At 29.5% G+C, this 15,387-nt stretch carries 11 protein-coding genes; 7 read left to right on the forward strand and 4 right to left on the reverse strand.

The window, feature by feature from the left end; translation table 11 throughout:
• The first annotated feature begins 73 nt into the window (after positions 1-73).
• Positions 74-1,252 (forward strand): hypothetical protein, encoded by a 1,179-nt coding sequence (locus Y592_RS08080; RefSeq protein WP_075666473.1) that lies wholly within the window; start codon positions 74-76, stop codon positions 1,250-1,252.
• Positions 1,253-1,273: 21 nt separating this feature from the next.
• Here Y592_RS08080 and Y592_RS08085 read toward each other — a convergent pair whose 3' ends face one another.
• From Y592_RS08085 to rpe, 4 genes are read right to left on the reverse strand one after another with little or no spacing between them, the layout of a single operon-like run.
• Complete coding sequence (locus Y592_RS08085) at positions 1,274-3,298, reverse strand: efflux RND transporter permease subunit (RefSeq protein ID WP_075666474.1); 2,025 nt, start codon at positions 3,296-3,298, stop codon at positions 1,274-1,276.
• A complete protein-coding gene (locus Y592_RS08090; RefSeq protein WP_075666475.1) occupies positions 3,295-3,732 on the reverse strand; it encodes a hypothetical protein in 438 nt (145 codons plus the stop codon). Before Y592_RS08090 ends, Y592_RS08085 begins: the two co-directional genes overlap by 4 nt.
• Positions 3,722-6,196 carry a helix-hairpin-helix domain-containing protein gene (locus Y592_RS08095; RefSeq protein ID WP_075666476.1) on the reverse strand — a complete coding sequence of 825 codons (2,475 nt, stop codon included), beginning with the start codon at positions 6,194-6,196 and terminating at the stop codon, positions 3,722-3,724. The genes Y592_RS08090 and Y592_RS08095 overlap by 11 nt, the downstream gene beginning before the upstream one ends.
• Positions 6,193-6,837, reverse strand: a complete 645-nt coding sequence (rpe, locus tag Y592_RS08100) for a ribulose-phosphate 3-epimerase (RefSeq protein ID WP_075666477.1) — start codon at positions 6,835-6,837, stop codon at positions 6,193-6,195. Before rpe ends, Y592_RS08095 begins: the two co-directional genes overlap by 4 nt.
• 59 nt (positions 6,838-6,896) lie before the next feature.
• Between rpe and Y592_RS08105 the strand changes: the two genes are divergently transcribed.
• The 6 genes from Y592_RS08105 to Y592_RS08130 are packed head-to-tail and all read left to right on the forward strand — an operon-like array spanning position 6,897 to position 15,385.
• The gene (locus Y592_RS08105) at positions 6,897-7,694 is read left to right on the forward strand and encodes a purine-nucleoside phosphorylase (protein ID WP_075666478.1); all 798 of its coding nucleotides are present in this window, start codon (positions 6,897-6,899) and stop codon (positions 7,692-7,694) included.
• Positions 7,695-8,678: a DHH family phosphoesterase gene (locus Y592_RS08110; protein WP_075666479.1), complete on the forward strand. Its 984-nt coding sequence runs from the start codon at positions 7,695-7,697 to the stop codon at positions 8,676-8,678. It abuts the gene before it with no gap.
• 26 nt (positions 8,679-8,704) lie between these two features.
• Positions 8,705-12,736: a GGDEF domain-containing protein gene (locus tag Y592_RS08115; RefSeq protein WP_088368948.1), complete on the forward strand. Its 4,032-nt coding sequence runs from the start codon at positions 8,705-8,707 to the stop codon at positions 12,734-12,736.
• Complete coding sequence (gene murB / locus Y592_RS08120; RefSeq protein WP_075666481.1) at positions 12,711-13,604, forward strand: UDP-N-acetylmuramate dehydrogenase; 894 nt, start codon at positions 12,711-12,713, stop codon at positions 13,602-13,604. The genes Y592_RS08115 and murB overlap by 26 nt, the downstream gene beginning before the upstream one ends.
• Positions 13,605-13,617: 13 nt before the next feature.
• Entirely contained in the window at positions 13,618-14,958 is a 1,341-nt protein-coding gene (locus Y592_RS08125; protein ID WP_088368949.1) for an aminopeptidase, read from the forward strand.
• A gap of 4 nt (positions 14,959-14,962) precedes the next feature.
• On the forward strand, positions 14,963-15,385 hold the full coding sequence (locus Y592_RS08130) for a MarR family winged helix-turn-helix transcriptional regulator (protein WP_075666483.1): 423 nt from the start codon (positions 14,963-14,965) through the stop codon (positions 15,383-15,385).
• Positions 15,386-15,387 lie beyond the last annotated feature (2 nt).

Raw genomic sequence — 15,387 nt, forward strand, 5'->3', positions numbered from 1 at the left:
CCCTAGATTCAAAATAAATTATACCATAACTGTGGTATAATAAAATTACGAAGAATTATGTGGAGGTGATATTATGAGAAAATTTTTAATTACGTTATTAATTTTTACGTTTACATTGTTTGTATTTTCAAATATTCCCCTTAGTATTGGTACAATTGAAAAAAATAATGAAAAGTATTTTGTGTATGAATTAACCCCTGAATTTTCTTTTGGACCTTTAACTTTGGGAATTGGATTTACAGCTTATGCCACTGATGTAGTTTATGGAGAGCTTTATTATGGAATTCCTTCTTCTACACCGAGTACTAACATAATTAATGCATTTGTTTTAAATACTCTGGGAATAAAAACGGATAATTTTGAGTTTAGGTACGGTTTAGTTAAACCTACTACTTTGGCTTTAGGATTTAATATGAGGAAGTACATTAACAGAAATACTAGGGCATTTGATTTAAAATTTAATTTATCTAATTTTGGGCTTTATACACATATACCATACGAGATTACTAAATTTGTACCTTTTGAAGTTTTACAATCTGATAGTGTATTTTTTGGTGACTTTGTGTATAAAGCAGGATTTGTGGAATTACAAGTATATGGTATAACTGACCCTGAAGCAACGGATACTTTTGTAATTGACAATTCTACACCTGTTAAATATGCGGGTGGTGTTGCAATATACGTACCATTAGTTAATGTTGTAAAATTGGGAGTTGAATTTGCTTTACAATCAGATGAAAGCTTTTCTTCTATAGGAAATGGTGTCTTTGTAGGAGTTTATGGAGATTTTGGAGTTTTAGAACCAGTTGGTGGAGTATATTATTTTAGAAATGGCTATGTTCCATTTTTGTTTGATAGAAACTATAACTATTTAAAATCAAATCAAAGTTTAAATGGTTTAGAAAACGTTGAGGATAAATCTGGATATTTGGTAGGGATGTCAGTGGATTTGATGCCGTATGGTAATGGTGAGTTTTACGTTTATGGTGCTTTAGATGGTGTTACACCAGTTGCTGAGGGAAATGTAAGAATTATATTACCGGAAATAGCTAGCTTTCCAGGATTGTTTATTGATGGATATTATTACGATTCCACACCATTTGAGAATGGTTTCTTAGATGAAAATACAGAAGTGTATTTAAAAATTTCATATCCTATACTCGGTGAAAGTTTCGTTGCAGGGATTGTTTATAGCTGGGAAGAAAACCAATGGGCAAAGAGTTTGTTTATAGGTGGATTGACAACGTTTTAAGAAAAAGACCTCTCTGATAAATCAGAGAGGTCTTTTTTTATTTTTTGTGAAATTTAATAGAAATGGCTGTATTATCAGTGTAAAGTAAAGACCGGTAGATATACCAAGTATTAACAATAACGCTATTGATTTGAAGAGTTTTAAAGAAGAGAAAAGTAGAACAGAAAATCCCAGTATCAATCCTATACCATTTGCAAGAATTGGAGGACCGACGTTTATTATCGATTGTTTTGAAGATTTTGTTAAACTTCTGTCATTTGCAAGATGTATCGAATAGTCTATAACTAAGCCCATTAAAATACTAGAAGTTATGGATGTTGAAATATCCAGGTTAATTTTAAAGATTGCCATGAAGATAAAATTAAAAATTGTGGTGAAGCTTATTGGGATTATTACACTTAATGTTATTTTGATTGATTTAAAAGTAATTAAAACCATGAGAAAGATTATGATACTTGCAAATAAGATAGTCTGTAATTGTGCATTTAATATACTGTTATTTATATCATGCCATATTAAAGAAGAACCGGCCACATAGAAGTTATCATAAGGTATGTATTTTTTTATTAATTTGACTACTTTGTCGACGTTGTTATAACCATCTTGAGTTAAGTAGATTAATAATCTGATCTTATTTTTATTGGCAATGTAATATTTTAAAACGGGATTTGTCTTTGAAAAATTGTATAATAGTGGTATAGGAATATTGAGTGGAAAATTGGCATTGGAGATAAGTTCAGACTTTTCAAGTTCTCTTGTAAATTTCTTTAATTTTGTATTATCAGAGGCAAGGAATACTTTTTCATTTTCTATGACCAATGATATAGGTTCTCTAAAGTTAAAAACATTTTGCATAATTTTTGTTGCTTTTCCAAGTTGCGAGTTTTCTGAAAAATACGATAACATGTCAGATTTTATTGAGATATTTTTAAGAATTAATGGGGAAAATATTATTAAAACAACAAAAGTTATTAGAGAGAAAATAGCAACTTTGTCTCCTAAGTATTTTATACCAAATTTTTCAGGTTCTTTTTTTCCGAGTGATAGAATTAATGGTGAAAGTTCAAAAATTATTATTACATTTATTGCAAGCCCTATAGAGACCAAAACACCTAGTTCCTTAAAAGATTCAATCTTTACAAAAATGAAAGATAAGAATCCAGCAGCGGTTGTTAACATTGAAAACAGAATAGGAGCTAAAATATGAGATTTTGTCTTTTTGAAATCCTTGTTTTTGTAAAAAGAATTATAATAGTGTAAACCATACCCGGAACCTATTATTAAAAGAAATGAAAAAATCATTACGGTTAACGTATTTAAAGGTCTTCCCGTGAGGAAGAGCATAGCAATTGTTATTAACGTAGAAAGTATGGGAGATAAAAGTATAAATAGTGAAGATTTAAATGATTTTGTTTGGTAGTAAAAAAACAATAGTATTAAAGAGAACATTATAACAGGATAGAAATACATTTGTTTTAGTAATTCTTTAAAGAGATAGCTATCAATAACTGGTTCCCCAAATAAATAAAAGTTTTTAAAGTAATTTGTTACCATGTTTTCAATTTTTGAGATATCTTTTCTTGAATCTACATTTGGTCTGAAAATTACGTTAATTATGCAGTATTTTCCATCTTTGCTTATTAAATTTTGTGCCATTTTGTCTTTTAGAATATCTTTTTGTAGAGTGTTATTTTTTACATAGTTTTGTGATAAAAAATTTGCTTTTGGAATATTTGTAGGACTTAAGATTGTAGTTATGTTTTTCATTTTTAAGAGAGCTTTTTCTAACTTTATTAATTTTGTTGTTTGTTCACTGTTAAAAAATGTTTTTTCAGAATAAAGTATAACAAAGATTGTGTTGCCATCGTTAAAGTCTTTGCCAAGTCTTATAAAATTTTTAATGTTTACATTGTTTATTTCTTCTATATTTTGTCCATGTTTAAAACCAGGAAGAAATACTTCTGGACCTGTATATACCTTTCCTTTAGAGATTATTATTAAGATAGATAGTAAAATAACGATAGAAAAAATTATAAGTTTTTTCATAATTTATCACCTTCAAATTTTTCCGCTTCAACAGCAGCATTAATTAAAATATCATGAAATTTTTTCCATTCATTTATGACTTTTTGTTTTTTTAGATGTTGGACACATTTTTCATTTTCCTTTGGTTCTAAAAGTAAACATCCACTGGGGCGTTTTTCTTTTGTAAGTTTACATCCTCTTTCCGTTAAAAAAGTGCATTCGCCTGATATGGAATGATCAAAAACTTGAAATTCTTTTCCTTTTATAGAAGGCCTTACAAAATATTCATCTTTTTTCTCCCAATCTATGCACCAATTTCCGGATTTGAAAGCATCGATTAGATTTTTGTAAATTTCTTCTTTTGTATTACCAAAATCATTTGGAAGGGTAAGTCCTGGATAATTCTTGCAACATTTACCTTTGCATTTACTACAAATTTCAAAATTAATATACATCTCTTTCACCTTCTATCATTATTTTATAATCGTCAAAGAGAGGTCTTGCACCTTTTATTTTTAGATTATTATTTTTAACGTAGAGGTATTCATTGGTGTTTCCTTTTTCTAAAAAGTTTTTTGGTGGGAGATTGTTTACACTGTAAGTTACTTTTCTATAACCTGGAATTATTTTTAATTCTCTATCATATATCAACGTGTAAATTCCATCGGGAATATTTATTTTAATTGTAGAAATACCATCACTTGCATATCCGGCGATTGATTTAACATTAATTGCTAATTTTTGATCCCTTGAAAAAGCTATTGAAAGCGGGGCAAGTTGGTTTTCTAATTCGTTATCTGTAAATGGTTTTGAAATACAAAATCCCAAAGTATTGTATTCCATATCGCAGCGTTCCCATGCTTTTTCTTCTTTTATTTCTTCACTAATCTTTTTACCAAATAGTTTATTAGATAATTCCAAAATTTTTTCATTTATTCCATTCCTAATTTCTTTTAATTTAAATAAAAGTTCCCTTCTATTATTTGAAAGATAATCAAAACTTCCAACTTTGATTAAGGATTCAATTACCGAGTAATTTAAATTTGGATTTTTTTGAATAAACTCTTCTAAGGAATTGTATGGAGAGTTTTCAAGTATTTTTCTTTCAAGATTTTCGTTTATACCTTTTATTAAAAATAGGGGGATATAAAAAGTATTTTCATCTTTTCTATTTTCGATATTAGGGGAAGAAATTTTGAATCCCCTTGATTGAATTTCAAAAATTATCTTTTCTATTTTTGAAGTATCGTATTTTAAAAGTATTGTATAAAATTCTTTTGGATAGTGTTTTTTGAAATATGAAAGATAATACGATATATGAGAATATGCAACGGCGTGAGATTTGTTAAAGGCATATTCTGAAAATTCTAAAATAATTTCAACTAATTCGTTTACTTCATTTTCGGAGAATTTTTTTAGAAGGTTATTTCTAAATTTTTCCATTAAAGGTTTCATTATGTTTTTATCTTTTTTTGAAACTGCTTTTCTCAAAATATCTGCTTCTTCGTCGGAAAATTCCGCGTAGTTTTTTGCAATTTTCATTATTTGTTCTTGAAATATCAATATTCCATATGTTTCATCAAGTATATCTAATTTGCCTTTTTGATTTTTCCATTTGGCACTTGCCAATTTTTTATCTAGATTAGATTTTAAAGGTCCAGGCCTGTTAAGGGAAATAACTATTGAAAGTTCGTTTATGGATTTTGGTTTAATCAATCTAATAATTTTTTTTGCGATATTACTTTCAAGTTGAAAAATTCCGTTGGTATAGCCTTTAGATATGAATTTGAACGTTTCACTATCCAATTTTGGCTTTCCAAGTACATTTTCAAGTTCAGAAAGAATTGTCAAAGTTTTTAAGCCTAGAATATCAAATTTTATATATCCAATTTTTTGTAAAGAGTCCATATCCCATTCAATTATATTATCTTTTATTGGAAGTTCTAAGGGTGATGTAGATATAATTATGCCTGCAGCGTGAATACTTTTGTGAATAGGTAACCCCAAAAGGTCATTTAGTTCTAAATAAGACACATTGGTTTCGAATGCAATTTTTTTTAGTGTTTTTAATCCGATATTAGAGAATGTACTTATGTGGTACACATATTTGAATTCTTCTTTAAGTAGTTCTATAAGTTTTTTCCGTTTTTCATCTTCAACATCTAAATCTATATCCGGTGGTTCTTTTCTTCCTATGTTTAGAAATCTTTCAAATAACAGATTGTATTTTAGAGGGTCAATTTTTGTTATTCCGAGCATGTACGACAGCAAAGAGCCTACAGCACTTCCCCTTCCAGGACCAATTTTAATGTTATTTTTTTTTGCAATATTTGTTATTTTGTGGACTGTGTAGAAGTAATCTAAGAAATTTTTGGCTTTTATGATTTCTAACTCATATTTTAACCTTTCTTTATATGCGGGATTGTTGATTTTTTCCAGGTTTATAAAATTTGATGGTGCTTTTGGAAGTGTTTGAAAAGATGTAATTTTATAATCTGAAACATCTAAATTGCAATAAATTTTTTTTAATACACCTTTTTCAACGGGTGAGATACCCAAGAATTTAGAAAATGTTTCATAGACCTTCCTTTTTCCGGGCAAGTAATATGCAAAGTAAACTTGATCTTTATCTATGTAATTAAGATCTAATTTTTGAAAAGAATTGTTGGAATATGCATTAAATAACGAATACAACTCATCCGTGTTTTTCGCATAAAATACCTTGTCATTGTATGGATATGCAATTATAGGTTTAATGTGGTATTTTTTGCAAGTTTCTATAAATTTTACAGTTGCATGAAAGTTATTATCACACAATACCAAAACCTTTGCCTCTTGACTTGAAGCATATCTTACAGTGTCTTCAATTTTAAGAATAGATCCTTTAAAAGAATAAGGAGAAACTATTGCGGTGATCATTTTCCCCTTAATTGGCTGCTCAGATTTTCAAGATCAGGATTTTTGAAAATACCATAACCCATTATTAAAATATTCGCACCAGCGGATACTACAACGTCGGCATTTGAGGAGTTTACCCCGCCATCTACTGCAATTGAATAGTTCATTCCGTATTTTTGTTTCCAGTTGTTTAGAGTTTTAATTTTTTCAATAGATTTTGCTATAAATTTTTGACCGGAAAACCCTGGGTTTACACTCATTACCAGTACGCCATCCACATAAGGAATAACTTCTTCTATTAATACAAGGGGAGTTCCTGGATTTAGTGTGACAAAGGCCTCGATGTTATTTTCTTTTATTTTTGTAATTGCCCTATGGATGTGTACAGTGCTTTCAATGTGGACTGTGATTCTTTGAATATCGAAATCTAATAGTTTATCAATGTGAAATTCTGGATTTGTAACCATTAAATGTACGTCTATGGGTAAATTCGTAATATTTTTAACTGCTTTGATCAATGGAAAACCAAAGGTTAAATTTGGAACAAAATGACCGTCCATAACGTCTATATGGAGTTCGTCAATGTAATTTTCCACTCTTTTTATTTCAGACTTCAAATTTGAAAAATCTGCCGCAAGGATTGAACCACTTAATTTAGTCATTTTTCATTCCCCCTAACAAATTTATGTTATAATAATTATAACATGAGGAGGTGGAAATAGTGAAGGAAAAAATTTTGCAAACAGTTGAATATATTAGAGCAAAAGTTGATTTTAAACCGGATATAGGATTAATTTTAGGATCCGGTCTTGGTTTTTTAGCGGATAAAATAGAAGATTCAAATGAAATAGCATATGAAGAAATTCCGAATTTTCCACATTCTACGGTTGCAGGTCATGAAGGAAAATTGGTTTTTGGTAAATTATCTGGGAAACGTGTAGTTGTACTAAAGGGAAGGTTCCATTTGTATGAAGGATGGTCTCCTGAAGTGATAAAATTTGTGATTTATGTTTTAAACAAATTAGGTGTAAAAAAATTAATAATTACAAACGCAGCAGGAGGAATAAATAAGTTATTAAAACCTGGAGATATTGTTTTGGTAAAAGATATTATTAATTTCCAATTTAAAAATCCGTTGCGTGGTCCAAATTACGAAGAGTTTGGACAGAGATTTCCAGATATGTCGACTATTTTAGATAAAGAATGGACTGAAAGGTTAAAAGAAAGTTTTGATTTGCCACAAGGAGTTTATATGGCCGTTTTAGGCCCAAGCTATGAAACACCCGCCGAGATAAGGGCGTTTAGAAAATTAGGGGCTGATGTAGTGGGAATGTCAACGGTTCCTGAAATAATTGCTGCAAAGCACTGTGGAATAGATTGTCTTGTGTTGTCTTGTGTAACAAATATGGCAGCAGGTGTTTTGGATCAGCCATTATCACATAAAGAAGTTGTAGAAGTTGCAAATAGAGTAAAAGATAAATTCTCAAAAATAGTTTTAAAGTCTTTGGAGGTGGCTTGATTGGTTGCAAATGAGTTTTTGAATATTGTTGGAACCTTAAATGAAGCAAAAAAAATAGTTGTAATTGGTCATATAATGCCAGATGGTGATGATATAAGCTCAGTGTTATCTCTTTCATTAGGTCTAAAAAAATTAGGGAAAGAAATTCTATCTTCAATTGATTGGAAAATTCCAGGTTATTTTCACGAGATTGATGAAGTAAAACATATCAGAAATTATGATGAAATAGATGTATATGGGTTTAATCCAGATGTTATAGTAGTAGTTGATGCCTCTAGTCCAGATAGAGTTGGAAGATTTTCAGAAGTGTTAAAAGATTTTAAAGTCATAGTTATTGATCATCATGCTACTAACACTTATTTTGGAGATATAAATTGGGTGGATCCTACTTTTGGAGCTACAGCCCAAATGGTTTTAAGGATTAACAAAGAACTTCAAGTTGAATATGATGAAAGACTTGCATTAGTAAATTTAATGGGAATAGAAACTGATACGGGATTTTTTAAATATTCAAATGCAGATGAAAGAGTTTTTAATGATGCGGCATATTTGATCTCACTAGGTGCAAGACCAGATGTTATTGCAAGAATGATATTGGAAAACAAAAGGCTTGAACAGTTTAAATTATTATCTAGAATGATTGATAATTTAAAATTAGAATGTGATGGGAAAATTGCATATTCATTTTTATCAAAAGAAGATTATGAAGAGTTTAATTGTACAGATGAAGATAGTGGAGGATTTGTAAGCGAGATTAGAGCTATTAAAGGAGTAGAAATTGCCATATTTTTCTATGAATATGTAAAGGGAGAAGTTCATATAAGTTTTCGGTCGAAAGAGTGGTTTGATGTAAGCAAGATTGCGTTTTCTCTGGGGGGAGGAGGCCATCCAAGGGCGGCTGGTGTGACCATAAATGGGAATATAGAAGATATAATTAAGGAGGTAATTAAGTTAACTAAGGCTACTTTTTCAGCGCAAAGGTAGCCAAGTAAGTTTCAAGGGGGAAATATATGAAAATTTTAAAATTTTTTAGGAAGACTTATAATGGAGAGGAATATATCATTGAAGAAGAAGGAAATATAAAAAGAATGAAAGTTATAGACAAAGATTTAGTTGGAAATTTTATGGAATTTTCCAACTATTTGAGTTTGTTAAATTATGTAATGGGTTTTTTAAAGCCTGAAAGATACGAAATAGAAAATGAAAAGGTAGTTTTGTATTTTGCATATAACAACGAGCAACCTGTTGAAATTGAAAAACTCTCTTTAAGCTCTAAGAGAGCACTTTTTTTGATTTTGCTAAATTTGCTTCAAGAAATTTATCATGTACCAAATTTATTTTTTCCAATTTTTTCTGTTGACGATATTTTGTTACAGGAAAATACTTTTGTTGTACAGCCACCAATTTGGTTATCCAGAAACATGGTTCCTGAGATAAAAGATAGAGTTTTTGTTGCGCCTGAATTTTTGAAAAAACAGCAAATTGTTGAAAAATCTACGGTTTACGTTATTGGAAAATTTTTAGAAAAACTAAACTTGGAAAATGACGAGATAAATAAAGTAATAAAAGAAATGGTAAGAGAGGATGTTACCAAAAGAAATTTTCATTTTGGAATGCCAAGTGTTTATAAGAGTTTTTTGGAAATGAATTTTGTTGTTCCTACTATCCAAAGACCTGAACTTGATATTATTTTAAAAGTTGTAGATTATCCTGAAAGATTTATTGGAGTTGTAGGAGAACAAAGAATGGGTAAAACCACCTTAATTAATATATTGCAAGACAGGTTTATGGTAGAAGGGAAAAATGTTATCCGTGCAAATAGTATTAAACAATTTGCATTGCAACTTTTACAATTGGCAGCAGATAAAGGTTCAGAAAATGTACTGAGTGAGATCAGTGATATTATAAAAAATGGCGGGAAAGTAGATACGCTTGTACCTTTAGTTGGAAGTGTAATGGAGGAATTTGATCAGATTATAATATTAGTTGATGATTATCAAGAAAAATTCGATAATTTTAAAGTTTTTTTGAAAGAATTATCTAAGTTGAGTTTTTCTGGAAATCATAAGATTATAGCTTTTTCAACGGAAGAATTTGAGGATTTTGAAAAAGTAATAACATTGAATCCTTTTAGTGTAGAAAATGTAAGAGAATTAGTGGAAAAGTCATTTGGTAAAATTGAGAAATTAGATATTTTGGTTGATTTTTTGCATAAGGTAAGTAGTGGGTTTCCCGGGATCTTGGTGGAAATTTTGGGTTCCCTTGTTGAGAAAAAAATATTAAGAAAAGATATTGAAAAAAATTGTTGGATTTGCGATTTTGAAAGACTAGAAAATTTTAGTTTTGAAAATATTTTTGATGTTTTCTCTATGCTAAATGCAGAAGATGTATATTCTTTGAGGTGTTTATCTGTTTTGGGACAGAAGTTTACTGTAGAAGAAATAAAATTACTTGAAAAAATATTAAATAAAGATTTTTCAAAAATTATAGAGTTATCTGAAAAAAGGGGAATTTTATATAGAGAGTATTCTATTTGGAGATTTACACTGAAACAATATTGGCAGAAGTTATATTCTCAAGCGGAAAGAAAAAAAGAAATTCATCAAAAACTTATCTGTGAGTATTTGAAGTTTGATTTTTTTGGAGTTTACCAAAAAGTAGCGTGGCATTTTAAAATGTTAGGAGAGGAAAGAAAAGCCGTAATTTTTTACTTAAAAGCAATAAGAAGGGGACTTGAAAAATACTATTCACCTAATATATTACTTAAAATGATTTCTGAAGCGGAAGATCTTGCCCCTGGAAAGGTTTTGTATTCGTTGATTAGATTTAAAATAGAAGTATATTACCGTACATTTAAAAAGATTAACTTTGAAGTTTCAGATAAGGAAATCTTTTTGTATTGGAGGATGGTTTCAAAATTTGTTAATCAAAAAAATAGAGAAGTTGTGGAATTTTTTGAGGAAAATAAAGAAAAATTACAAGGATTTGGAAAGATAGGGACTTATAGGAGGATATTGTTATATTATTCGGCACTTTATAATTTAGGATTATACGATAGAATAGATATTTCCGTTTTAAAAGAAATCTCATCAATTAAAGATGTAGATTCGAAATTTGTCGTGGATTTAAAAATAAGGGCTCTTATTTTATTGGGAAATCTCTTATCTAGTAGAGATAAGCTTTCTTCGGATTATTTTTATAATACAGCAGAGATGATAGCAAAAGAAAAGGAATTATACCACTTTTTACCCACTATATATAACAATAAATCGTTTAACATTGGTAATTTTGTCATATTAAGACAATTGCTTGATAAGTCTATTTATTATGCAGAAAAGGTTGGACTGACTAATCTTTCTATAGTTTCCAAGATAAATAAGATTTATACAATGCTATATATAGGAAATATTAGAGAGTTTTTTATGGAACTTTCAAAATTAAGGAAGATAATTAAATTAAAAAATATGGATTATGAACTTGCTGAGACTTATAAATTGGAAGTGTTATATCATATCTACAATAGAGAATTTGAAGAAGGGTACAAAGATTTGATGATAATAAATAAGATTTCACAAAAGTTTGAAATTAGTGATTCTTATCTTAAATCTTTGTTTATGTTATATATTTTTACTGGAAAAGTTGAACTTGCAAGAGCACTATACGAAGAACATAAAAATGAAAAGTCATTTTTGGAATGGGGATTTAACTATTTTGTTAAATTAAGTCTTGCAGAAGATGAAGATAAATTTAAAAGAGTTTGGGATGAGTATAAAGATTCAGACGTGTTTTTGTGGAGGGAGGAAATTTTCTCATTATTTGGCGAGAAAATAGCCAAAGTTGATCCTGAAGGTTTCTTTGAACAATTGAGATTTTTTGAAAAAGATTATGCAAGTCAAGATTTGAAGTTGTCATTGGCGCTTTTGTATGAAGGATTTGCCAAATATTACAAGGTTTTAGGAAAGAGTTATAGGTATAGCCTGTATATTTCAAAAGCATATTCATTGTATAGAGAAATTGGGTTGGAGAATTACGTGAGAATTTTGGAGAAAAACGAAAGTGCAGGTATAAATTCTTATTTTAAGAAGGGGCAAAATATTTCCGATATGCTTCAAAAACAAAATATTTCTAAGGGATTGAAAGATTACTTTTTAAAATCTAATTTTGCATTGGAAGTTTTAGAAGAACTAAAGGCTATAGAAGAAATAGAAGAACCGCAAAATATCATAAATTATTTTGCAAGTAAAATTATTCAAATATTGCCTGTTAATGAAGTTGCTATTTATGTTGAAGATAAGCAAATTGAAGAAAAGTTTGAATTTTCTAACGCAGATGATATATTGAAAGAAGATTCTATAGAAAAATCACCACTGAGAATTAGAATTTCAGATAAGATTGATAAATACTTAGAATATTATATATACATTTCAAATAAAAATTTGAGAATTAGTGATGAAGAACTATTATATATTTTAGATTTATTAAAGATTGTAGAATATGGTTTTGTTACTGCACTTAAGTCATCTATATTAAGAATTAGAAGTCTTTTAGATCCTTTGACAAAATTGTATACAAGATATTACTTTGCAGAAAAGATAGAACAATATTTTATAAGGGCCAAAAAATTTAGAGAAAAAATGTCGATAATAATGTGTGATTTGGATCACTTCAAACAGATAAATGACAAATATGGACATTTAATGGGAGATAAAGTTCTAAAGGAAGTAGCTCGTATCTTAAAAGGTGGTGTACGTAATAAAAATGATATAGTTGGAAGATATGGTGGTGAAGAATTTATAATTTTGCTTTCAAATACTTTTTCTAAAGAGGCTAAACAGATTGCAGAGAGATTAAGAAGAGAAATTGAATTGATTGATAGATTTCCATTTAAAATAACTATGAGTTTTGGAATAGCATGTTATCCTGAAGTAAAGGTGGATACTTCAGATGAACTTGTTGGATATGCAGATGATGCATTATATAAAGCAAAAGACTTGGGAAGAAATAGGGTGGTAGTATTTGAAGTATTTAAAGAAAATAATTAATATATTATTGGAATTGGGAAATGATGTGCATACCAATGAAAAATTAAAATGCCATGTAAGTTTTAGAATAGGTGGACCAGTTAGGTTATTTGTAGTTCCATATTCGTTAGAATCATTTGTTAAAACAATAAAACTATTTGAAGGTAATGTTAGAATTCTTGGAAATGGTACTAATGTTTTACCAAAAGATGATTTTATGGATTATAACATTCTTTCTACAGAAAAGTTAACGGAGATTGTTTTTGAAAAAGATTTACTGGTATGTGAAAGTGGTTTAAATTTAAAGAGATTGTGTCTTTATGCATTACAGCATGGTTTTTCTGGATTTGAAAAATCATATGGGATACCGGGAAGTGTTGGTGGAGCTGTATATATGAATGCAGGGGCTTTTGGTTGGGAAACAGCAAATTTGGTTGAATTTGTCGATGTATATGATGGAAATAAGATCAGAAGATTAAGTAAATCAGAATTGGATTTTTCATACAGAAATAGTATTTTCAAAAAAAATAAAGGATTATTTATTTTGAGAGTGGGATTTAAAATATTTGAAGGAGATAAGCAAAAAATATTTTTGGAAATGAATGATATTATAAAAAAAAGAGTTGAAAAGCAACCATTAGAGTTCCCAAGCGCTGGTAGTGTATTTAAAAGACCAAAAGAGAACTTTTATGTTGGTAGTGCTATAGAAAAGATTGGATTGAAAGGTTTTAAGATAGGAGGAGCTATGATATCTGAGAAACATGCAGGGTTTATAATAAATTACAACAATGCAACATCAAAAGATGTAAAAGATATTATTAATCACGTAAAAAATAAAATTTATGAAGCATACAAAGTTAATTTGGAAACTGAAATAGAAATTTGGTAAAGGAGGAAAAGTTATGAAAAATCTTTGGAAATTGAGGGACATTAACGAGGTAGAAAGTTTTGGAAAAAGTTATAGAGAATTTATAGATACTGCTGTAACCGAAAGACTTGCGGTGGAATTTTTTGAAAAAATGCTTCTTAAAAATGGATTTATACCATTGGAAAAATATACTGGAAATGAAGAAAAAATATACTATATCAATGCAAACAAGTCTTTGGTTGCCGCAAGAATTGTCGGTGAACCAAGGGATGGATTTAACATTATAGCTGCTCATATTGATGCGCCGCGTTTTGATCTTAAACCTAATCCATTATTTGAGGACGAATCTATTGCAATGTTAAAGACACATTACTATGGAGGAGTAAAGCTTTACCAATGGTACAATATTCCTTTAGCACTTGTTGGAGTGGTTTATAAATTAGATGGTACAAAAATTGATATAAATATAGGTTTGAGTGAAGAAGATCCTGTGTTTTTATTTGCTGACTTATTACCACATTTAGATAAGGAAGATAAAAAAGTAAGTGAAAAATTTCAGGGAGAAAAAATGAATTTAATCGTTGGCTCTATTCCTTTAGATGGCTCTGAGAAAGACGCAATAAAGAAAAATATATTAAATATTTTAAAGGAAAAGTACGATATTGAGGAAGAAGATTTTGTAAGCGCTGATATTGAAGTTGTTCCTGCAATTAAGTCAAGAGAAGTGGGATTTGATAGAAGTATGATTGCGGCATATGGGCAAGATGATAGAATTTGTTCGTATCAAGCTATTATGGCGTTGATTGACGCAAAAAAATTGGAAAAATCTGCAGCGGTTATTTTATTTGATAGGGAAGAAATTGGAAGTGAGGGTAATGCAGGTGCCAAAGCAAGGTTTTACAAGAAATTTTTTAGAAGTATTTTAAAAGCCAAGGGAGAAAGCGATGTAGAATTTGCATTAGATGAATTATTTGAAAATTCTTTTGTTGTTTCTGCAGATGTTGCTGCATTAATAAATCCCAACTTTAAAGACGTACATGATAAATTCAACGCTCCAAGGATTGGGAATGGAGTTGTTGTAGTAAAATATACTGGAGTACGCGGTAAAGCTGGTGCAAGTGAAGCACATGCGGAAACATTGTTGCACGTAAGAAGAGTATTAAACAGTGCAAAAATAAGGTGGCAAGTTGGAACTTTGGGGAGAATTGGAGTAGGTGGTGGAGGAACAGTTGCAAAATTTTTGGCTCAAGAAGGTTTTAATGTTATTGATATGGGTCCAGGATTATTAAGCATGCATTCACCGTATGAAATTGTGTCAAAGATTGATTTATTTGAAACATATCTAGCGTACAAAGAATTAGTTTCAAAGAGGTGAAATTGTGTCGAAAAATGTTGAAAATCTTTTGAGGGAGATTTGTTTTAGAATTAAAATAAAAGGAAGAGAAGTATTAAAGGATTTTCCTATAACTCCTGCGCAATTTGATTTGATGCAAAAGCTTTATTTTACCGGTGAAAAAACAATGACAGATTTAAGTAAAATGTTAGGAATAGCTAAAAGTACAACTACAGGTTTAGTCTCAAGATTGGAAGCTGAAGGTTTTGCAGAAAGAAAGAGAAAAAATGATGATAAAAGGGTTATTGCTGTGGACTTAACAGAAAAAGGTAAAGCGGTAATTGATAAGGTTATTTTAAAAAGGATAGAATTTGTGGAAAAAGTAATAGAGGATTTTGATGATAAGTCCAAGAAACAGCTTATTGTTCTTTTGGTGAAATTGAATGAATCAATGAAAGATTACGGGTGATA

This window comes from Thermosipho sp. 1070, assembly GCF_001682135.1.
In the GTDB taxonomy this organism is placed as follows: domain Bacteria; phylum Thermotogota; class Thermotogae; order Thermotogales; family Fervidobacteriaceae; genus Thermosipho; species Thermosipho affectus.

Coding starts and splice junctions, on each gene's coding strand:
- Y592_RS08080 (WP_075666473.1), top strand. CDS start 74: ATGAGAAAATTTTTAATTACGTTATTAATTTTTACGTTTACATTGTTT.
- Y592_RS08085 (WP_075666474.1), bottom strand. CDS start 3,298: ATGAAAAAACTTATAATTTTTTCTATCGTTATTTTACTATCTATCTTA.
- Y592_RS08090 (WP_075666475.1), bottom strand. CDS start 3,732: ATGTATATTAATTTTGAAATTTGTAGTAAATGCAAAGGTAAATGTTGC.
- Y592_RS08095 (WP_075666476.1), bottom strand. CDS start 6,196: ATGATCACCGCAATAGTTTCTCCTTATTCTTTTAAAGGATCTATTCTT.
- rpe (WP_075666477.1), bottom strand. CDS start 6,837: ATGACTAAATTAAGTGGTTCAATCCTTGCGGCAGATTTTTCAAATTTG.
- Y592_RS08115 (WP_088368948.1), top strand. CDS start 8,705: ATGAAAATTTTAAAATTTTTTAGGAAGACTTATAATGGAGAGGAATAT.
- Y592_RS08125 (WP_088368949.1), top strand. CDS start 13,618: ATGAAAAATCTTTGGAAATTGAGGGACATTAACGAGGTAGAAAGTTTT.